Below are 19,347 nucleotides of genomic sequence, written 5' to 3'. Positions count from 1 at the left end.
CGCCCATGGACTTCGGACTCGTCCTGCAGACCGACCCGCCGGCCTCGAAGGTCGTCAGCCTGATGAAGCGCGCCGAGCGCAACGGCTTCACCTACGGCTGGACCTTCGACTCCGCCGTGCTGTGGCAGGAACCGTTCGTGATCTACAGTCAGATCCTGTCGAACACCACCAAGTTGACGGTCGGCCCGATGGTCACCAACCCGGGCACCCGCACGTGGGAGGTCACCGCCTCCACCTTCGCCACCCTCAACGACATGTTCGGCAACCGCACCGTCTGCGGCATCGGCCGCGGCGACTCCGCGATGCGCGTCGCGGGCCGCAAGCCCAACACCCTGGCACGCATCAGCGAGGCCATGAAGGTCATCCGGGCGCTGGGCCGCGGAGAGGAGGCCGACCTCGGCGGCACGGTGGTCAGGTTCCCGTGGATCAAGCCGGGCGCCGAACTCCCCGTATGGATGGCGGCGTACGGCCCCAAGGCCCTGAAGATGACCGGAGAGGAGGCCGACGGGTTCATCCTGCAGCTCTCCGACCTCTACCTCACCGAGTACATGGTGAAGGCGGTCAAGGAGGCGGCCGTCGCTGCGGGTCGTGATCCCTCCGCCGTGAAGATCTGCGTGGCCGCCCCGGCCTATGTCACCGAGGACGACTCGCCCGAGGCGCTGGCTCATGCGCGCGACCAGTGCCGCTGGTTCGGCGGGATGGTCGGCAACCACGTCGCCGACCTCGTCTCCAAGTACGGCGAGCACTCCGCCGCCGTACCCGACGAGCTCACGGACTACATCAAGGCGCGCGAGGGGTACGACTACTCCCACCACGGGCGCGCCGACAACCCGGACACCCAGTTCGTACCCGACGAGATCGTCGACCGGTTCTGCATCATCGGCCCGGTCGAGAAGCACATCGAGAAGCTGAACGCGCTGCGCGAGCTGGGCGTCGACCAGTTCGCCGTGTACGACATGCACGACGCGCAGGAGGCCGTGATCGACGCGTACGGCGCCCAGGTCATCCCCGCGGTCAACTCCTGACCTGCGCCTACCAGTTCCCTCCCCACCCCCCACTCCAGTTCCCCCCTCCCCACCTCCCCGGGGAGGGGACCGGAGACCCGCACGGCCTTTCCGGACCACCCCTCATTGATTGGCCTGCCCATGACCGACACCGCTCCCACGGCCATACCGCCGACAGCCCAAGTCACCCTCGCCGACGGGCGCGTTGAGATCGCGCCGGGGTCCCCGCTGCCCAGCGGCCCGTACGCCAACGAGGACCTGCTCCCGGTCCCCGTCGAGAAGCGCACCTGGACCACGTACAACTTCTCCGCCCTGTGGGTCGGCATGGCCCACAACACGGCCTCCTGGACCCTGGCCTCCGGTCTGATCGCCGTCGGCATGGACTGGAAGCAGGCGGTGTTCACCATCGCCCTGGCCAATGTGATCGTGCTGATCCCGATGCTGCTCACCGGGCACGCGGGACCGAAGTACGGCATCCCCTTCCCGGTCTTCGCCCGTGCCTCCTTCGGCATCCGCGGCGCCAACCTGCCTGCTGTCGTGCGGGCGTTGGTGGCATGCGGCTGGTTCGGCATCCAGACCTGGATCGGCGGCGAGGCGATCTACTTCCTCGCCGGGAAGCTGATCGGCAACGGCTGGTCCGACGCCGGGAAGGTCGGCGGTTACGCCTGGACGATGTGGCTGTCGTTCGCGATCTTCTGGGTGATCCAGGTCGCCATCATCTACCGGGGCATGGAGACGATCCGCCGCTTCGAGAACTGGGCGGCGCCCTTCGTCATCGTCGGCGCGCTGGTCATGCTGATCTGGATGAGCAACAAGGCCGGCGGCTTCGGCCCGCTGCTGGACCAGCCCTCCAAGCTCGGCTGGGGCGGCGGCTTCTGGAAGCTGTTCTGGCCGTCCCTCATGGGCATGATCGGTTTCTGGTCCACGCTGTCGCTGAACATCCCGGACTTCACCCGCTACGGGAAGTCCCAGAAGGCGCAGACCTGGGGCCAGGCGCTCGGTCTGCCCACGACCATGACGCTCTTCGCGCTGCTGTCCGTGCTGGTCACCTCCGGTTCGCAGGCCGTGTACGGGCAGACGGTCTGGGACCCGGTCCAGCTCGCCGCCAAGACGGACAACGTCTTCGGCCTGCTGTACGCGCTGGTGACCGTGCTGGTGGCGACCCTGTCCGTGAACATCGCGGCCAACCTTGTCTCGCCGGCCTTCGACTTCTCCAACATCGCGCCCCGGAAGGTCAGTTTCCGGGCAGGTGCGCTCGCCACCTGCGTCATCGGCGTGCTGATCTTCCCGTGGAAGCTGTACTCCGACCCGCAGGGCTACATCTTCACCTGGCTCGGCCTGGTCGGCGGACTGCTCGGCACGGTCGCCGGCATCCTCATCGCCGACTACTGGATCCTGCGCCGCGGCAAGCTCGATCTCGTCGACCTGTACCGGGCGGGCGGCCGCTACTGGTACGAGGGAGGCTGGAACTGGCGGGCCGTCGTGGCCTTCGTGGTCGGCGGTGTGCTGGCGATCGGCGGCGCCAGCTTCAAGCCGCTGATCGACGGGAGGCCCATCCCGGCGCTGGAACCCCTTGCGGACTACGGCTGGGCAGTCGGCCTCGGCACCTCGATGGTGCTGTACGTGGTGCTGATGCTGCTGCGCGGAAGGGACCGACTCGAGGCCTGAGCCTTCGCCTGCGCGCCTCGGAGGGCAGCCGGTCCTACTGGCTGCCCTTCAGCGCTGTCACAGCGTCCCTCGACGCCTTGATCGCACCCTTGTTGATCTCGTCCGTACTGGGCGCCTTCTTCGTCTCGAAGTCGCTGCCGTTGTACGTGACGACCACCAGCACGTTGGAGACCTGGGCGAACACCATGCCCTCGCGGGTCTGCTGCTTGTCCTCGGTGGTGAGATTGACGACGGAGTAGGCCTGGTCACCGAGTCCGGGAACCGCCCCTCCGCCGCTCTTGTCCGCAGTTCGCTGCTTGTATGTGCTCTGTGCCGTTTCGTCCGAGTTCATTACCTCGAAGGAGACGTCGAGCCACCGGTAGTCGTAGCCCTTGAGCGCGTTCCAGGAGCAGGTGCGGCGCAGTTTCGCGTCCGTCGACTGGATTTCCTTGCCGGCCGTCTTGGCGCCCGGAACGAGCGCCTTGAGCGTCTTCTCGGCCACGCTGCCGCATGGTGCGGGGGCGGCGGCGTACGTCTTGGTCTGCGCGGTCGTGGAGGGGGCGGAGGCCGACTGGTTGCCGGTCTTCGCTGCGTCCTTGTGCTCGGCGGTCGTCGTCGCCGCGGGGCCGGAGGTCAGTGCCCAGCCTGCCGCGGCCAGCACGACGACCGGGGACAGACGCGCGGTCAGAGCGAGCGGCAGAGGAAAATCGCGCACGGCACACTTTTCGGTGGGGGACGGTGTGCGGAGGGGGTCCGCACTGCGGACGGGGCGCCAGTCTCACATGAGTCCCTGTGAGACGGAAGTGCCAACTCGCTCCGTGGCCGCGCGGTTACTTTTCAGTCAACATCGGTCGGCATGCGGCGCGGCCGTTCGGCGGTGACGAGCCGGATGCCGCCGCGCAGCCCGACCTCGACGTTCTCCCAGCCGTCCAGTACCACCCGGACGCGGTCGGGGCCGGAGCGGGACCGGGGGCACACCAACGCCAGCCGGCCGCCCGGCATCAGCGCCCGCGCCAGATTGCGGAAGGTCGCCGCAGGGTCCGCGAAGGACAGTACGCCGCCCCGGCCGACGATCACGTCGTAGCCGCACGGCGGGAACGGGTGGACCTGCGCGTCCGCCACCTGGTACGAGGCGTTCGAGACCTTCTCGGCGGCCGTCAGCTTCTGGGCCGTGCGCAGCAACGGCGCCGAGATGTCGACGCCCACCGCGTGCCCCCGCGAGGCCAGCCGGGCGGCGATCCGGGTCGTGGCCCCGGTGCCGCAGCCGACGTCGAGGACACGGTCGGCGGGCTTGACGGCCGCCGCCGCGAAGAGCGCAGCGTGGACGCCGTTCCAGGTGTATGGCTGCCGGATGTCGGCGATCGCGGTCATGACGTCTCCCGGGCGGCGTGCAGACTGAACGAGCTCTCCATGCGGTCCACGGCGGCGAAGGCGCCGTAGGAGACGAGGTGGACGAGGCAGTGGTCGGTGTGCTCCGGCCGGCGCCAGGCCGTCACGTCCTCCTCGGTGATGCGGTACGGCGCGAGGGCGGCCAGCAGCGCGAGCCGCGCTGCGGGGTGCTCCCGGCGGTCCGGGAGCCCGGCCCACGCCAGGGGCGGGTGCGAGCCGTCCCAGTCCCACAGGGTCTCCCGTACGAGGGCCTGCTCGTCGGCGTCGAGCAGGCCTGCGCCGGCCGCGGTCGCCGACCGGAGTGCGGCGTAGGCCGGGCCGACGGTCGTGCCGGCCGCCCACGCCGGTCCCGGGGCCGGATCGTCGAGGAGGGCGAGAGCAGCGCCGGGCACGGCGGTCCGGCGTACGGTCCGGGCGAGCGAGCGGCCCGCGAGGCTCCGTACCGGGCGCCACCGCTGGGCGTTGCCCGGCAGCAACTGCTCGGTCAGCAGGGCCGACACGATCCGGTTGATGAAGTGGAAGGCGAGCACGGTGCCGATGTAGGCCGGGGCGTGCTCGTGCGGGAACGGGTACGACATCAGGCCGGCGCCCGGCACGCGCGTGTGCTGCCCCCACGTCAGTACGCGCGCGTGCTCCTCGCGCTCCGGCTGCTCGCCCCGGGCCAGTCGTTCGGCGAGGGCGTGGTCGCCGGTGGCGTGCAGCAGGACCGTGTGCGCGTCCACACAGAACGGGCACTTGTTGGCGCGCGACACCCCGTAGGCCGCCAGCTCCTTGCCGGTGCGGCTGCCCGGGCCGGCGATCAGTGACTCGCGCATCAACGCCCAGGCGGGGGTGAGGATTTCGGGCGCGGAGGACAGCACCACGAAGGTGGCCGCCCTGTCGATGCCGAAGTCGCGGGAGAGCTGCTCGTACACCTCGGCGACGCGGCCGGTGGCCGCCTTGGGCGGCAGGGGTTCGGTGAAGCGGAAGGGTGTGGACATGGGCAGCAGCGTGCGCCTCGGGGGCGGGCGCGGTCGTCGTACGGCCGAAGACAGTCCGCACTGCGACTGAGGGGCGCGGCGGGCCAGGGCACTACTACGGGAGGAGTAGCCGCAGAGCCGTCCACAGGTCTGACGCCGTTGTCGGTGCCGCCGTCTACTGTGCGTGCATGGGCGGGCACCCGGTCTTGCGCAGGTACCTCGCCGACGTGGCCCTCGCGGTCGTCGTCGGCGCCCTCGTCATGACCACGGCCGCCTTCGACTCGGACACCACCGCCGTCGACTACGCGCTGATCGCGGTGAGTTCGGCCGCCCTGGCGTTCCACCGTGCCGCCCCGCGCGCAGTTCTGGCCGTGGCGGCGGCGAGCGGCGGCGCCTACGTCCTGCACGCCCACCCGGGACCGGTCTCCGCCCTGCCTGTGTTCGCGGCCGCGCTCACGGCGGTCCGGCTGGGGCACCGCGGGTATGCGGCCGCCACGAGCGGTGTGTTCCTGGCGGCATACTTCGCGACCGGGCCTACTACCCAGGAGGTCGTCGAACGGACCGCGCTGCTCGCGGGCTGGTTCCTGTCCGCGGTGGTCGCGGGCATGGCGGACCGCAACTGGCAGGCGTATCTGCGCCAGACCGAACAGCGCGCCCTGGAGGCCGAACGCACCCGGGAGGAGGCGGCCCTGCGCCGTGCGGGCGAGGAACGCCTGCGCATAGCCCGCGAGTTGCACGACTCGCTCACCCACAGCATCTCGATCGTCAAGCTCCAGGCGGGAGTCGCGGTGCACCTCGCCCGCAAGCGCGGCGAGGAGATACCGCCCGCGCTGCTCGCCATCCAGGACGCGAGCGGCGAGGCCATGCGCGAACTGCGCGCCACCCTGGAGATCCTGCGCACAGACGAGCCGACCGGCACGCCCGCTCTACTGGTGGAGCGCGCCTGCGCGGCGGGCCTCGCGGTGGAGCTGACGGTGACCGGTGAGGAACGGCCCCTGGCGGCGACGGTCGACCGTGCGGTGTACCGCATCGTCCAGGAGGCCCTGACCAACGCGGCCCGGCACGCGGGAGCAGCCAAGGTCGGTGTCCAACTCGCCTATGGGGACGATGACTTGACGATACGAGTCGAGGACGACGGCAGCGCCGACCCGGACCGTCCGCCCGCACCCGGCGTGGGCCTCACCGGCATGCGCGAGAGAGTGTCGGCGCTGGGCGGGACCCTGCACGCCGGGCCGAGAGCGGAGGGCGGCTTCGAGGTGCGGGCCCGGCTGCCGCTGGGGGAGACGCGATGATCCGGGTCGCCCTCGTCGACGACCAGGCCCTCATGCGCGCCGGATTCCGGGCCCTGCTGGAGGCCGAGGACGGCCTTGAGGTGGTCGGCGAGGCCGCGGACGGCGAACAGGGCCTGGCCCTCGTCCGCGCACATCTGCCGGACATCGCACTGATCGACGTGCAGATGCCGGTGATGACGGGCATCGAGGCGACCCGGCGGATCGCCGCCGACCCCGCCCTGTCCGCCGTACGCGTCGTGATCCTCACCAACTACGGCCTCGACGAGTACGTCTTCGAGGCCCTGCGGGCGGGCGCCAGCGGCTTTCTCCTCAAGGACACCGAACCGGCCGACCTGCTCCAGGCCATCGAGGTAGTGGCCCACGGCGAGGCCCTGCTCTCACCGTCGGTCACCCGCACCCTGATCGGCGAGTTCGTCTCCCGCCCACCGGACCGGTCGACGGCACCCGGCCTGGACTGCCTCACCCGCCGCGAACGCGAAGTGACGGCCCTGGCGGCGCGTGGTCTGTCGAACGAGGAGATCGCCGCGCACATGGTCATCAGCCCGCTCACGGCGAAGACCCACATCAGCCGGGCGATGACGAAACTGGGGGCACGGGACCGGGCCCAGTTGGTGGTGTTCGCGTATGAGTCGGGGCTGGTGGCGCCGCGCGGCGGGGATCACCGCTTCGAGTGACCGCCGACGACCCGTAGCGCCCCCGTAGGGGCGCGGGGCAATATCGACATGCGGCTTCGCCGCGTGGGCGCGACCAGCCCCCACTGGCCCGCAATGTCACCCCGCACCCCCAGAGGAGCGCTTACGCCGCGGTACCGCCCGCGTAGTCGCTGTTGAACGTCGTCTCCACGGTCGTGGCCACGGACTGGGCCACCCCCGTGCCGGTGAGGATGATGCCCAACTCCCTATTGTTGGAAAGGGAGTTGCTGCTGATGTTCATGGAGCCCGCCTCCACCTCCTGGGTGGACAGCCCGTAGTCGGCGACCATGGCCTTGGCGTGGATGTAGAAGCCGTTGGGGTCGGAGTAGCCGACGACGGTGCCGCCCGCCGCCTCGATCTCGGAGACCTCGCTGGAGTAGTCGCCCGGCGTCTCCAGGACCACCCGCACGGTCACACCCGCCTTCGCTCTTGCCGCGATGGCGTCGACCACCGTGCTGTCGCTGAACTCCAGTTCCTCGACGTCGAGCGTCTTGGTGGCGGAGTTGATCACGGACAGCAGGCGGCTGCGGGAGTCGTTGGGCGACCAGAGCAGGTGGTCGCCGTCGGTCGGCGTGATCGAGGTGCCCGCGTAGTCGGCGTTGAAGACCTTCTCGATCGCGGCGACGTCACGGGTGTCGTCGGTGAAGACGCCGTAGTCGCGGCCGGTCGCGTAGTACTGCGAGGTGAGATTGCCCGTGAGGACCAGCGACTTGGTGGCGTCCACCGTGATCGTCTTCTGGTGGGTGTAGACGAAGCTCGACGACGACCACACCACCCCCACGCCCGCGTTCGTCAGGGCGGTGTACGCCGAGTTGTTGGCGGTCTTGTGCTGGCGGTCGAGGACCACCCGCACGGTGACGCCCTTGTTCTCCAGCGCTATGAGGTCGTTGACGGCCGTGGTGTCCTCCAGCTCGTACATGGTCATGTCGAGGGAGGTGGTGGCCGAGTCGATGAAGTCGTAGATGTCCGGCTGGCTGCCGCTCTGAGAGAAGGCGAACGCGGTGTAGCTCGCCGCGTTCGCGGGGACGGCGGTGGCGACGACGGCGGCGCCGGCCGCCAGGGCGACACCCGCGCGCCCGATGACCTTCCACAGCATGCGTGACTCCTGGTCGAGTTGATGCCCACGTGGGGGGTGGGTGAGCGTGGGCATGACACCACGCGCGTAGAACGCCCAGGAAGAGAAGGTCGGTGAACACGGGATTACCGGCCCGAAGCACAGCCGGACAAACGGGACTTCAGGCAGGTGGTAGGCGGTTCATGCGGTCCCCGCGAGTTCGCAAAATCTTCGTAGGGTCCCCGCGGTGGAATGCAGCGCATGGCGTCGCTGCCGGGGAGTCCCGCAGAACGCCATGCGACCCGCACCCGGCAACTCAGCCCTTGACGGCCGAGCTTGCCACGCCCTGGACGAACCAGCGCTGGAAGAACGCGAAGACGATCAGCACGGGCAGGACGAGGAGGACGCCGAAGGCGAGAACCTGACCCCAGTCGACGGGCATCTGGCCCTGGAAGACGCTCATCTCCAGCGGCAGCGGGCGCACCGACGGGTCGGAGACCATCAGGACCGGCCACAGGAAGGCTCCCCACTGGGTGAGGAACGTCAGGACCGCGACCGAGGCGAACACCGGCTTCGACATCGGGACGATGATCGCGAAGAAGGTGCGCCAGGGACCGGCGCCGTCGATGCGGGCGGCCTCTTCGATGCTCGGCGGGATCGCGCGGAAGAACGTCGCGAACTGGTAGATGGAGAAGGCGTTGGCGATGAAGGGGAGGGCCTGGATGTAGACGGTGTTGCGCTGGTCGTTGAGCATGTAGAACAGCGGGACGGCGACCGCTTCGAACGGCACCAGCATCAGCACCAGCACGAGGGTGAAGACGGCGCGCTGGCCGCGCCAGCGCAGACGGGTGAGGCCGTACGCGGCCATGGAGTTGACGATCAGGTTGCCCAGCACCACGACCGTGGCCACGAGCAGTGAGATGCCCATGAAGCGCCAGAAGTAGCCGGTGGCGTCGGAGTCGAAGCTGTTCAGCACGGCGCGGTAGTTGTCGAACGACAGGTGGGTGGGGAGGAAGCCGGTCAGGCCGCTGAGGACCTGGTCGGACGGCTTGAAGCTGCCGAGGACCAGGTAGAGGACCGGCAGGACGAAGACGAACGCCAGGACGCTGAGGACGGCGTAGTCGAAGAAGCGGCGCAGGGGTGTGCTGGTCATGATCAGTCCTCGTTGCCGGGGCGGACGACGCGGCGCTGGATGAGGGTCAGAACGACGACGATCAGGAAGAAGACGACGGTGATCGCGGACGCCTGGCCGATGTTGTTCTGGTCGAAAGCGGTGGTGACGGCCTGGTACATCACGGTGCGGGTGGCGTCCTCGTCGAGTCCGCCGCCGTGGACGAGGACATAGACCTGGTCGAAGACGCGGAAGGAGAGGACGGAGGTCAGCATGGCCACGAAGACGAGGGTGCCGCGGATGCCGGGCAGGGTGACGTTCCGGAACTGCTGCCAGCGCGAGGCACGGTCGAGTTGGGCGGCCTCGTAGAGTTCGCCGGGGATCTGCTGGAGGCCGGCGAGCAGGATGACCATCTGGAAGCCGACGCCCTGCCACACGGACAGCACGATGATCGAGGCCATGGCGGTGAGGCCGTCGCCGAGCCAGTCGAAGGCGCCCCAGTTGCCGAAACTCACCGCGTGCAGCGCGGAGTTGAGCAGGCCGTCGCCGCTGCGGGCGAGGATGAGCCGCCAGATGACCGCGACGAGGGCCATGGGGAAGACGACCGGCAGGAAGAAAAGGGACCGGAAGACGCCGATCGCCTTGAGTTTGCGGTTGAGCAGGATCGCCAGGGCAAGGGCCAGCCCCGTCTGCAGGGGTACGACGACCACGGCGAAGGTCAGGTTGTTCAGCAGGGCCCGCAGGAACGGACCGGACATGTCCGGGTCGGTGAAGATGCGCCGGTACTGCTCGATGCCGAAGAAGCGCGGCGGGAGCGGGGAGCCGAGCCGCACGTTGTAGAAGGACAGGACGACGGCGTACACGAACGGCACGGCGACGAAGGCGATCAGTCCGCCGAGCGCGGGTGCGGACATCAGCAGTCCGTGCACCCGGTCGCGGTTCGCGCGGCGAGGCCGTACGGGCTTGGCGGACGGCGGTGGTGGGCTCGGCCTCCGCCGGTCGGGCGTGGCGGGTGCGGGGTTCACGGTGGTCACGGTGGGGTGTCCTCTTCCCGGCCGGGAGGGACGGGCGCTGTCAGAGTGAGTCCGTCCCTCCCGGCTGCTGGATGCCGCTACTGCAGCTTGTAGCCGTCGTTGTCCGAGAAGTCCTGGTCGATGGCGCGGGCGGCCTTGTTCAGGGCGGACTTCGGGTCGGCGCCGCCGTAGACGTCGCTCAGCGCCTGCGAGAACTTGGCGGTGACCGTGGGGTATCCGGCGGTGACCGGGCGGGTCACGGCGACGCAGGACTTGTCGATGTTCGTGTCACCGCAGGCCTTGGCGAGCTGGTCGGCGTAGAGCTGCAGGGGGCCGCCCTGCTTGTACAGAGTGCTCTTGGCCAGCGCGGTCCTGGTGCCGGGAGGGGCGCCGTTGGCCGTGGTCATCGCGGTGACGTTGGTGTCGTTCAGCAGGGAGTCGAGGAAGGCGCCGGCGGCCTTGCCGTTCTTGGTGTCGGCGCCGATGCCCCACGCCCACGAACCCTGGCCGGTCTTGGGGCCGTTGCCGAAGTCGGGCAGCGGCAGCACGACCAGGTCCTTGCCGAGCGCCTTGCCGTAGGCGGGGTACATCCAGTGGCCGACCCAGCTGAGGGCGACACGGCCCTTGGCGAAGGCGTTGCCGTCGGTATTGGGATCGACGTACTTCTTCCAGGACTGGAAGGTCTTCAGCGCCGATACCACGGCCGGGGTGTCCAGGGCGCCTTCGGCCTTGCCGTTCTTCAGCAGGGAGCCGCCCGCCGACCAGACGACCGGGGCGAAGCCGTAGGTGCCCCACTCGTTGGCGAACCCGCCGCTCTCCTGCAGGTCCAGGCTCTTGCCGTCGGAGTCCCCGGCGGCCAGCTTCTTCACCGCGGCGGTGAACTCGGTGGCGGTCCAGTTGTCGGACGGACCGGTGGGGTACTTGATGCCGGCCGCGTCCAGCAGCTTCTTGTTGCCGTAGATGCCGAGCCCGGAGTCGTACATGCCGAGGCCGTACTGCTTGCCCTCGAACCGGCCCTCGGCCTTGATGGCGGGGGTGGCGTTGGACAGCGTCCTGGCGGAGACGTAGCTGTCGATCGGGGCGAGCTTCTTGTTGTAGACGAAGTTGGCCATAGTCGGGCCGTCGAACTCCATCACGTCCGGCAGCCTGGACGCCTCCGTGGCAGTGATGGTCTTGGTGTAGTCGGTGTCGGGGATCAGTGTCAGCTTGACCTTGACCTTCTTCTGCGAGGAGTTGAAGGTCTTCACCGCGCTCTGCAGGGCGGCCGCCTCACTCGCCTGACCCTGGTGGGCCCAGACGGTGATGGTGCCCGTGCCGCTGCCCTGCTCGGCGGAGGCGCCGGTGCCGCTGCCCCCGCCGCAGGCGGCGAGCGCGGCCAGCGGAAGGGCGAGGGCCAGGGCCGTACAGGCCGTCCGTCGGGCTCTTGTGGTGCCGGCGTTCATCGTGGGTGCCTCCGGTGTGTGGTGCGGGCGAGGGTGGGTGGTACTCAGGTGCATGGGGGGGATTCGGGATCGGCACGTGCCGGTACGGCGACGCGGGCGACGACTCCGTCATGTGGGCTGCCCCTGCGGCAGTTCGGGACCGGTGCTCGGCTCCTTGACCACGAGGGGCAGCAGCTCCCAGGCGTCGACCGCGTGGCTCAGGTGCGCGCCCGGCGCGGTGTGGGCCTGCAGCCGCCAAGGGCCGATTCCTGTCGGATAGAAGCGCAGGGTGAGCACCTGGCCGGTGGAGGTCAGGAAGATCTCGGCGAGGGAGTGGTCGACGACCAGGCGCAGTTCGACCGGCTGTCCGGTGGGGCAGGGCATCCGGTAGGAGCCGCCGTGGGCGCGGGTGTCCAGCGAGGCGTGGTCGCGGTCGACGACCAGCTCGCCCGCGGCGGCGTCGAGGCGGATGTCGAGGTACTCCGAGCCTTCGGGGTCGGTGAGCAGGCGCAGGCTCGCCGCGCCGGTCGTCTCCAGACGGGCCGTCAGGTCGAAGGCGCGGCCCACACTGCCCAGTTCCACGGGCTGCGGGCCTTGCGCCACGCCTTCCGAGTGGAGCGCCGACTCGCCGTGCAGGGCAAGGAGTTCGGTGGCGGGCTGCTGGTGCAGTGTGCCGTCGGCAGCGACCGAGATCTCGCGCGGAAGGGTCAGTACGCCGGCCCATCCGTCCGCGACCACCCAGTCTTCCTCGCGGGCTTCCGGGGACCAGCCCCACAGCAGCCATCGGCCGCCCGGTGCGCGCAGCAGGGCGGGCGCGTAGCAGTCCGGGCCGTGGTCCACGAAGGCGGGCGGGCCGGCCTCGAAGGCGTTGCCGTGTTCCTCGCCGACCAGGGCGGTGACGCAGCGCGCGCCGTCGTGGTCGTTCCACGCGCTGAAGATCAGGGCACCGGGCCGTCCGGACTGCGGCGGCAGGTACTGGGGGCACTCCCAGCCCTCGCCGGTGTGCAGGCCGCTGTCGCCGACCGGCTCCTGCGCGCGGGCGTCGAAGGGGCCCAGGTAGGTCCAGGTCTCCAGGTCGGGCGACGTGTAGAGCAGGGCCGCGCCGCGGCCGTCCGTGAGAGCGGCGCCGACCAGCATCCGCCAGCGCTCGCCGTCCCGCCACACATAGGGGTCGCGGTACATGGTGCAGCCCTCGGGCCATGTGGGGATGACCAGTTGGCCCCGAGGGCCGAAGGTCCGGCCGCCGTCGCTGGAGGTGGCGGTGGTGACCGGCTGGTGCTGGGGCGAGCGGTCCCAGCGGTTCGCGGAGTAGAAGGCGACCAGCCGGTCGCCGTCGGAGACGGCGTTGCCGGAGAAGCAGCCGTCGGCGTCCACGCCGCCCGGGGTCGGGGACAGGGCGATCGGCAGCGGCTCCCAGCTCAGCAGGTCGGGGCTGCGGAAGTGACCCCAGTGCATGTTCGCGTGCGTCGCGCCAGAGGGGTTGTACTGGTGGAAGACGTGGTAGTGGCCGTCATGGAAGACCAGCCCGTTGGGGTCGTTGATCCAGTTCCGGGGCGGGCGCAGATGTGCGACGGGCCGGTACGGATCGCGGGGCGCGGTGGACACACGCGTGCCTTTCGGTATGTGCAGCGGAGCATGCGAGGACGGACGGTCACCGGACACGGCCGGCCACGATCCCCTCGTGGAACTCGGTGAAGGCGCCTTTCACCCTGCACTCGCTGCCGGCCCTCGTGGCATGGCGAGGGAAGCCGGGTCCGGCGTGCTGCCGGCGGCGAGGTGCGGGAAGGCTGTCTGAAGCGCCGACGACTCGTCGGCAGGAAAGGCGCGGCTCAGTACTCCGAGGCGCTGTCGGGCATCAGGCGGGGATGCCGCCTCGATCGCTCGTTGAAAGGCTCAGGGGACATGTGTGTACCCTCACTGTGTTCCAAGTACTGGCAGGACCGACGACCGGTTGCGACGGTCGCCTGTCACGGTGCGATTGCTTCGCCGTCCCGGGGTCAGAGTCGGGGCGGCGAAGTGACCGATGCCCGCGCCACCAGCGGGCAAGGCAGCAATTCCTGGGTGTCCGGGCCCGGTGGCCGGCCCGGAGTCTTCGTGAGTGCGAGCAACTGGGCCACGGCCCGTGCCCCCATCTCGTAGTGCGGGAGCTGAACCGTGCTCAGCTGCGGGTGCACCGACTCGCAGACGAGCTCCTGGTTGTCGAAGCCGATGACCGACAGATCGCCGGGGATGGACAGTCCCAACTCGGCGGCGGCCCGGTAGGCACCGGCGGCCATCCGGTCGTTGAAGCAGAACAACGCCGTGGGGCGCTGCTCAGCCGTCAGCAGCCGCCGCGCGGCCCGGTAGCCCGTGTCCACGTCACCGCCGACCGTGTTGAACGGCACCGCCGTCTCCGCGGCGACCAGAGACGGGTCGTAGGCGACACCGGCCTCGGCCAGCGCCTTGCGGTAGCCCTCCAGACGGCCCTGACGGGCGGGAAGGTCGACGGTCTGTACGGTCACGCCGATCCGGCGGTGGCCGTGGTCGAGCAGTTCGCGCACCGCCGCGTAACCGCCCTGCACCTCGTCGGGCACCACGGACGGGACGGCGGGGTCGGCCGAGCTCGCGTCGAGCAGCACGGTGGGCGTCGTGCGCAGTGCCTCCGGCAGTTCCACGATGCGGTGGTACATGGCCGCGTACACCACGCCGTCCACCTGCCGCTGGAGCAGCATCTCGATGCTGGTGCGCTCCAGCTCGGCATCGCCGCTCGTGTTGACCAGCAGCAGGACCAGGCCCGCGGCCGCGGCGGCCTCCTGGGCACCCAGGATCATCCGGCCCGCGTGGGGGGTGGTGGCGATCTGGTCGCTGACGAAGCCGATGGTCTGCGACCGCTGTGTCCTCAGCCCCCGGGCAAGACCGTTCGGCGCATACCCGAGCTCGTCGGCGGCCTTCCAGACGCGCTGACGCGTCTCCTCGCTGATCCGCTTGCCCTCGACCCGGTTCAGGACGTGCGACACGGTCGCGGTCGACACACCTGCCGCCGCAGCCACGTCCTTGATCCCGATCCGGCGCGCCATTGCCCCTGCCCAAAGTGGAGGATTCCGGGTTGCCTAATCGTTTAGCCAACCGTGTGGACATGAGAGTGCCCCCAGCCGGAAGCCACTGTCAATGGCTCGTTACGAACTCGTGGCCACGGCATGTCGCAGAGGGTGGCAGGAAGGGCGGCCCGGCCGAGGGGCATCGGCACGGCGTTCCGTACTCGGCCGGGTTCTGTCCCTGTTTCTCCCTGTTCCACCAGGTCCGAGGGGTTCGCCTCGCTAACATGGCTCTCCCGACGGGCTGTTGGCCTGCGGTGGGGCGCGCGCCAGGGGGAGGCGGCTCATGGTTGAGGCGGCGGAGTTGGCCGCGCCAGGGAGCGGGACGACCCGGGCCCCGTCTGGGCGGCTTCGGCTCGCACCGGAGGCGGCAGCGGTCGGGCTGGCCGTCGGCGGGGTCGCTTTCGGGGCGTATGTGCTGGTCGTGAGCGCGCCCGGGCGGTATGTCACGACCACCACGACGTGGTTCTCGGGGGCGGTCGGCGGTCTGTATCTCGGAGCGGGGCTCCTCGCGCGGATGCGGCGGCCGAGCAACCCGGTCGGGCTGCTGATGCTGTGGGTGGGCATCGGGTGGTTCGCCGAGGACCTGCAGATCAGCCCGGCTCCGGTGGCGCACACCGTGGGGCTGCTGGTGCGGTCGGCGTCCAGCGGATTCCTGATCCCGCTGCTGCTGATGTTCCCCGACGGCGTGCTGCGTTCGCGGTTGGAGCGGCTCCTGGTGGCCGCCGGTTACGCGACGGCGTTCGGGCTGATCCCGCTGAGCACGCTCTTCTACGACTCGGTGGTACGGAACCTGCTGCTGGTGCACGCCGTGCTCTGGCTGCCCGAAGCGGTCGACCGGGTCCAGTTCGTCATGAGCGCGGCCGTCGTCGCCGTCCTGCTGGGCCGGTGGGTGAAGGCGACACGTCCGGCGCGGCGGGTGCTCGCGCCGCTGTTCGCCACGGGCCTGGTCGGCGGGCTCGCGTCCACGCTCGACGCGATACTCGGGACGGGACCCGACTCGCCGACCCATCCACCGCTCATCGCCGTCGCGCACGTGGCGGTGCTCGCGCTGCCGCTGGCCTTCCTGGCCGGCGTCTGGCATGTCCGCATGGGGCGTACGGCCGTGGCCGACCTCCTGCGCTGCATGCCGACCGCCACCCGGGCGCAGTTGCGCGACGCGCTCGCGCGGGCGCTCCGCGACCCGTCGGTGCAGGTCGGCCACCTCGCCCCCGACGGGTACGTCGACAGCCATGGCACCGTGCTCGCCGTGGCGCCCGGGCGGCAGGTCAGCCCGCTGGAGCGGGACGGCCGGCGCGTCGGGGTGCTCGTCCACGACCCGGCGCTGCGCGAGGACCGCTACGTTCTGGAAGCCGTCGTCTCCGCGGCGGCGCTGGAGCTGGACAACCAGCGCCTCGCCGCCGAGGTGCGTGCCCAACTGGCCGAGGTCCGCGCGTCACGGGCCCGTATCGTCGAGGCAGGCGACGAGCAGCGCCGCCGGATCGAGCACGACCTGCACGACGGGGCACAGACGACCTTCGTCACCGCACTGGTGACGTTACGGCTGGCCCGGCAGAGGTTCGCCGGCCGGGAGGCGCCCGATCCCGAACTGGTCGGCCTGCTCGACCGGATCGCGATGCTGATGGGCGAGGGCATCGACCAGCTGCGCGACCTCGCGCACGGCATCCATCCCGCCGTACTGACCGAAACGGGCCTGGTGGCAGCCCTGGAGACGCTCGCCGCGCGGGCGCCGTGCCCGGTCGAGGTGACCGCGGGCACAGTTCCCGGCCTTCCGCCGCCGCTCGCGGCCACCCTGTACTTCGTCGCCGCGGAGGCCCTCACCAACGCCCTGAAGCACGCCCACGCGCGGACCATCGGCATCGACGTCCGCCACCGGGCCGAGGACGGGGTGCTGCGCCTGACGGTGGCCGACGACGGTGTCGGCGGCGCCGACCCGGGGGGCGGCACCGGGCTGCTCGGGCTGCGGGACCGGGTGGCGGTGTTCGACGGCACCATGACGGTCCGTGGCGAGCGCGGGCGGGGAACCGTGGTGGAGGTGGAACTTCCGCTCTGTGTACGGGACTTGGCCCCCGTGGCGGCTGCGGCAGAGGCTGCTTCCGGCGCCTCCGGCGAGGGGGAGGCGGGACAGGCGTGACGGAACACGAGTCGGAGAAGGCCCTTCCGGGACCGGGAAGTTCCCCGCGCGAAGGCGCCACCAGTGCCCCGCCCTCGCCCAAGCCCCTGCGGATCGTGCTCGCCGACGACGAACGCCTCTTCCGGGGCGCCCTCGCCGCGCTGCTGGCGAGCCGCGGTCACGAGGTCACCGCCCAGGTCGGCGACGCGGACGAGCTGCGCGCGGCAGTAGCCCGCACGGTCCCGGACCTCGCCGTGATCGACATCAGGATGCCGCCGACGAAACGCCTGGAAGGACTCCAGGCGGCCGTGGACATCCGGCAGTCCCACCACGACGTGGGGATCCTGCTGCTGTCCCAGAGCGTCCAGGTCACCCACCTCGCCGAGTTGACGGCATCCGATGTCCGGGGCGTCGGCTACCTGCTCAAGGAGCGCGTCGCCGACGAGCACTTCCTCGACACCGTCGGCCGGATTGCCGACGGGGAGTGCGAGTTCGACCAGGAGGTGCTGCAACTGCTCCTCAACGGCCCGCGCCGGCGCGGCGGTCTGGCCACGCTCAGCCCCCGCGAACTGGACGTGCTCCGGCTCATGGCCCAGGGTCTGACCAACCCCGCGATCGCCGGCCGGCTCGTCGTCACCGTGAAGACCGTCGAGACCCACGTCCGCAGCATCTTCCGGCGGCTCGAACTGCCCGACGAGAGCGAGGGGGAGTACCACCGCCGGGTGCTGGCCGTGCTGAAGTACCTCCAGTCCCGCGACTCCTGACGTGCCGTCCCGGTTCACGGCCCCCGGTCGGCGAGGTCCGACAGGGCCCTGACCGACAGCCGGTCCTTCGCCAGGAAACCGGCGGCCGGGGAGCGGGCGATGCGCGCGGCGAACTCCTCGGCCTCGCGCACCGAGCACAGGACGAGCACCATGTCGGCGGCCAGCACGTTCAGCTCCCGCGTCACGGCGAAGACGTTCTCCCCCGGCAGCCCCAGGTCCAGCAGCACGATGTCCGGTCGCTCACCCCGGGCGACCGCCGCGACCGCCGCCGCCCCAGAGGCCGCCTCCGTCACGGCATAGTCCCCGTCCGCCTCCAACAGGGCCCGGACGGCGGCCCGGTAGGCGGGGTCGTCGTCGACGATCAGCACGCTGCGGCTCATGGTCCCATGCTGACGGCCCGCGGTGGACCACGGCATCAGGGCAGACCCTGAGAAGCCCCCGCCGGCGGACCGGTGCCCGCCTGGATGTTCCCGGCCCCTGCCGCGCGAAGACTGGGCGGACGACTCATCAGGGAAGTCGGGGGAATCGGGGGAACATCATGCGGGGGAACACACGCGGAAAGGCATGGGGAAAACCTGCCAGGCCGCTCGCCCTGGTCGTGCTCGCGGCGCTGCTCGCGACCGGCCTGACCGGCTGCAAACCGGACCAGGGCTCGGTGACCGTCAAACCGGCGTTCTTGCCGGTGTCGTTCACGATCGACTCGGCGGGCAACATCAGTGTCTCCGCCGACGCGAAGATCGTCACGCCGCTCGGCGAGGTCTCCGTCGGCGGATTCCAGCAGCGACTGGTCAGCGGCAAGAACCTGGTGGTCCTGATCAGGCACCTGGCGCACGCCGTGACGACCACCCGGAGCGCCGCGTTCGTACAGCCAAGGGGCGCAGAAGGCACGGGATACGTCTACTCCGCTTACGAGATCCACACCAAGGGCCGCCATGTCCAGCCCTCCCTGGACGGGCGGGATCTCGCGCTCGCGCAGGGCGGCACGGTGCTGGTCGACGCGACCCGTACGCAGCCCGGCAAGGTGACGCGTCTGCAGATCGCCGACGCCCCGAAGCAGCAGGACTCTCCCGTGCCGACCGGTTCGGCGCCCTCCTGCACCGCCGGCACCGGCGACATCGGCGTCACCCTGCCCGAGGTGACCGCCGGCGCCGACGTCGACGACACCGTGGCGCAACTGGCCGCCGACTGTCTCCAGGTGCAGTACGCGGCCGAGCCCGCGGACGGCGTCGAGGAGGGCACGGTCTCCCGGGTCGTCATCCCGACCGCCGGCGCCGCCGACGCCGTACAACTTCCACCCGCCGACGACGCCTCGCCCCGGCCGGGCGACCGGGTGACCGCAAGCCGCCGGACGCCGACGACGGTGTACGTGGCCGCGACGGCGCCCGCGCCCTCCGACCCACCGACGGACTCTCCGACCCCGACACCGACGGACACACCCACCGACACCACAACTCCCGGAAGCACGACGGTCACCGGCGCCGTGACGGCACCCGTACGCACCGGGCCCAGTACCGCAGACACGCAGATCAGCTACGTCGAGGCGGGCGGTTCGTACCAGGCGCTGTGTGCGGCGCACGGCGACCCGGTGCAGGCGCACGGCTACGACAGCGATCTGTGGGTCGAGTTGCTCCGTGCCACCGGCGGCACGGGCTGGGTCACGGCCACCGCGCTCACCGGCGGCCCCGACGCCCTGTCGCTCCCCGACTGTGCCGAGCCCTCCGGCCCGGCGCCGGACACCACGGCCCCGGCGACGGTCACTCCGTCCGACGGCACCCCGACCCCGACCGCGACCGAATGAGGGACGACGAACAGCG

At 70.6% G+C, this 19,347-nt stretch carries 17 protein-coding genes; 7 read left to right on the top strand and 10 right to left on the bottom strand.

The window, feature by feature from the left end; all coding sequences use genetic code 11:
- Window positions 1-5 precede the first annotated feature (5 nt).
- Together IH68_RS0142095 and IH68_RS0142090 are read left to right on the top strand one after the other, a co-directional pair.
- Window positions 6-1,025, top strand: coding sequence for a TIGR03842 family LLM class F420-dependent oxidoreductase (locus tag IH68_RS0142095; RefSeq protein ID WP_030947025.1), 1,020 nt, complete (start codon window positions 6-8; stop codon window positions 1,023-1,025).
- Between the two features lie 120 nt (window positions 1,026-1,145).
- The gene (locus IH68_RS0142090; protein ID WP_030947022.1) at window positions 1,146-2,672 is read left to right on the top strand and encodes an NCS1 family nucleobase:cation symporter-1; all 1,527 of its coding nucleotides are present in this window, start codon (window positions 1,146-1,148) and stop codon (window positions 2,670-2,672) included.
- Window positions 2,673-2,706: 34 nt separating this feature from the next.
- Here the strand turns inward: IH68_RS0142090 and IH68_RS0142085 are convergent, their stop codons facing one another.
- The 3 genes from IH68_RS0142085 to IH68_RS0142075 form a co-directional block, all read right to left on the bottom strand.
- Window positions 2,707-3,366: a hypothetical protein gene (locus IH68_RS0142085; RefSeq protein WP_030947021.1), complete on the bottom strand. Its 660-nt coding sequence runs from the start codon at window positions 3,364-3,366 to the stop codon at window positions 2,707-2,709.
- A gap of 122 nt (window positions 3,367-3,488) precedes the next feature.
- Entirely contained in the window at window positions 3,489-4,022 is a 534-nt protein-coding gene (locus tag IH68_RS50750) for a class I SAM-dependent methyltransferase (RefSeq protein ID WP_051833987.1), read from the bottom strand.
- Entirely contained in the window at window positions 4,019-5,020 is a 1,002-nt protein-coding gene (locus tag IH68_RS0142075; RefSeq protein WP_030947017.1) for a carboxymuconolactone decarboxylase family protein, read from the bottom strand. Before IH68_RS0142075 ends, IH68_RS50750 begins: the two co-directional genes overlap by 4 nt.
- A gap of 167 nt (window positions 5,021-5,187) precedes the next feature.
- On the opposite strand from IH68_RS0142075, the gene IH68_RS0142070 reads away from it, so the two are divergent.
- Together IH68_RS0142070 and IH68_RS0142065 are read left to right on the top strand one after the other, a co-directional pair.
- On the top strand, window positions 5,188-6,291 hold the full coding sequence (locus IH68_RS0142070) for a sensor histidine kinase (RefSeq protein ID WP_030947015.1): 1,104 nt from the start codon (window positions 5,188-5,190) through the stop codon (window positions 6,289-6,291).
- Window positions 6,288-6,965, top strand: a complete 678-nt coding sequence (locus IH68_RS0142065; protein WP_030947012.1) for a response regulator — start codon at window positions 6,288-6,290, stop codon at window positions 6,963-6,965. The genes IH68_RS0142070 and IH68_RS0142065 overlap by 4 nt, the downstream gene beginning before the upstream one ends.
- A 121-nt stretch (window positions 6,966-7,086) precedes the next feature.
- Here IH68_RS0142065 and IH68_RS0142060 read toward each other — a convergent pair whose 3' ends face one another.
- From IH68_RS0142060 to IH68_RS0142035, 6 genes are all read right to left on the bottom strand, one after another.
- Window positions 7,087-8,079, bottom strand: a complete 993-nt coding sequence (locus IH68_RS0142060; RefSeq protein WP_030947010.1) for a phospholipase D-like domain-containing protein — start codon at window positions 8,077-8,079, stop codon at window positions 7,087-7,089.
- Window positions 8,080-8,353: 274 nt separating this feature from the next.
- The gene (locus IH68_RS0142055) at window positions 8,354-9,190 is read right to left on the bottom strand and encodes a carbohydrate ABC transporter permease (RefSeq protein ID WP_030947006.1); all 837 of its coding nucleotides are present in this window, start codon (window positions 9,188-9,190) and stop codon (window positions 8,354-8,356) included.
- A gap of 2 nt (window positions 9,191-9,192) precedes the next feature.
- Window positions 9,193-10,182 (bottom strand): carbohydrate ABC transporter permease, encoded by a 990-nt coding sequence (locus IH68_RS0142050; protein WP_030947004.1) that lies wholly within the window; start codon window positions 10,180-10,182, stop codon window positions 9,193-9,195.
- Window positions 10,183-10,259: 77 nt separating this feature from the next.
- Window positions 10,260-11,657 carry an ABC transporter substrate-binding protein gene (locus IH68_RS0142045; RefSeq protein ID WP_234341766.1) on the bottom strand — a complete coding sequence of 466 codons (1,398 nt, stop codon included), beginning with the start codon at window positions 11,655-11,657 and terminating at the stop codon, window positions 10,260-10,262.
- 54 nt (window positions 11,658-11,711) lie between these two features.
- Window positions 11,712-13,187 carry a glycoside hydrolase family 32 protein gene (locus IH68_RS0142040; RefSeq protein WP_030946999.1) on the bottom strand — a complete coding sequence of 492 codons (1,476 nt, stop codon included), beginning with the start codon at window positions 13,185-13,187 and terminating at the stop codon, window positions 11,712-11,714.
- Window positions 13,188-13,579: 392 nt separating this feature from the next.
- Window positions 13,580-14,638 (bottom strand): LacI family DNA-binding transcriptional regulator, encoded by a 1,059-nt coding sequence (locus tag IH68_RS0142035; protein ID WP_030946995.1) that lies wholly within the window; start codon window positions 14,636-14,638, stop codon window positions 13,580-13,582.
- A gap of 304 nt (window positions 14,639-14,942) precedes the next feature.
- Between IH68_RS0142035 and IH68_RS0142030 the strand changes: the two genes are divergently transcribed.
- A complete protein-coding gene (locus tag IH68_RS0142030; RefSeq protein ID WP_078912854.1) occupies window positions 14,943-16,790 on the top strand; it encodes a sensor histidine kinase in 1,848 nt (615 codons plus the stop codon).
- Window positions 16,787-17,533 (top strand): response regulator transcription factor, encoded by a 747-nt coding sequence (locus IH68_RS0142025; protein WP_420719032.1) that lies wholly within the window; start codon window positions 16,787-16,789, stop codon window positions 17,531-17,533. The genes IH68_RS0142030 and IH68_RS0142025 overlap by 4 nt, the downstream gene beginning before the upstream one ends.
- Window positions 17,534-17,547: 14 nt before the next feature.
- On the opposite strand, the gene IH68_RS0142020 is transcribed toward IH68_RS0142025, so the two are convergent.
- Entirely contained in the window at window positions 17,548-17,913 is a 366-nt protein-coding gene (locus IH68_RS0142020) for a response regulator (protein WP_030946987.1), read from the bottom strand.
- Window positions 17,914-18,071: 158 nt separating this feature from the next.
- Here IH68_RS0142020 and IH68_RS0142015 point away from each other — a divergent pair, with 158 nt between their 5' ends.
- Window positions 18,072-19,331, top strand: a complete 1,260-nt coding sequence (locus IH68_RS0142015) for an SH3 domain-containing protein (protein WP_159403825.1) — start codon at window positions 18,072-18,074, stop codon at window positions 19,329-19,331.
- The last annotated feature ends 16 nt before the right edge of the window (window positions 19,332-19,347 follow it).

This window comes from Streptomyces sp. NRRL S-646 (assembly GCF_000720765.1).
GTDB lineage: Bacteria > Actinomycetota > Actinomycetes > Streptomycetales > Streptomycetaceae > Streptomyces.
This window is presented reverse-complemented; position numbering and strand designations above follow the sequence as displayed.

What these genes read in the sequence shown, in the direction of transcription:
- IH68_RS0142095 (WP_030947025.1), top strand. Translation starts at nt 6, where the DNA reads ATGGACTTCGGACTCGTCCTGCAGACCGACCCGCCGGCCTCGAAGGTC.
- IH68_RS0142090 (WP_030947022.1), top strand. Translation starts at nt 1,146, where the DNA reads ATGACCGACACCGCTCCCACGGCCATACCGCCGACAGCCCAAGTCACC.
- IH68_RS50750 (WP_051833987.1), bottom strand. Translation starts at nt 4,022, where the DNA reads ATGACCGCGATCGCCGACATCCGGCAGCCATACACCTGGAACGGCGTC.
- IH68_RS0142075 (WP_030947017.1), bottom strand. Translation starts at nt 5,020, where the DNA reads ATGTCCACACCCTTCCGCTTCACCGAACCCCTGCCGCCCAAGGCGGCC.
- IH68_RS0142070 (WP_030947015.1), top strand. Translation starts at nt 5,188, where the DNA reads ATGGGCGGGCACCCGGTCTTGCGCAGGTACCTCGCCGACGTGGCCCTC.
- IH68_RS0142065 (WP_030947012.1), top strand. Translation starts at nt 6,288, where the DNA reads ATGATCCGGGTCGCCCTCGTCGACGACCAGGCCCTCATGCGCGCCGGA.
- IH68_RS0142060 (WP_030947010.1), bottom strand. Translation starts at nt 8,079, where the DNA reads ATGCTGTGGAAGGTCATCGGGCGCGCGGGTGTCGCCCTGGCGGCCGGC.
- IH68_RS0142055 (WP_030947006.1), bottom strand. Translation starts at nt 9,190, where the DNA reads ATGACCAGCACACCCCTGCGCCGCTTCTTCGACTACGCCGTCCTCAGC.
- IH68_RS0142045 (WP_234341766.1), bottom strand. Translation starts at nt 11,657, where the DNA reads ATGCACCTGAGTACCACCCACCCTCGCCCGCACCACACACCGGAGGCA.
- IH68_RS0142035 (WP_030946995.1), bottom strand. Translation starts at nt 14,638, where the DNA reads ATGGCGCGCCGGATCGGGATCAAGGACGTGGCTGCGGCGGCAGGTGTG.
- IH68_RS0142030 (WP_078912854.1), top strand. Translation starts at nt 14,943, where the DNA reads ATGGTTGAGGCGGCGGAGTTGGCCGCGCCAGGGAGCGGGACGACCCGG.
- IH68_RS0142020 (WP_030946987.1), bottom strand. Translation starts at nt 17,913, where the DNA reads ATGAGCCGCAGCGTGCTGATCGTCGACGACGACCCCGCCTACCGGGCC.
- IH68_RS0142015 (WP_159403825.1), top strand. Translation starts at nt 18,072, where the DNA reads ATGCGGGGGAACACACGCGGAAAGGCATGGGGAAAACCTGCCAGGCCG.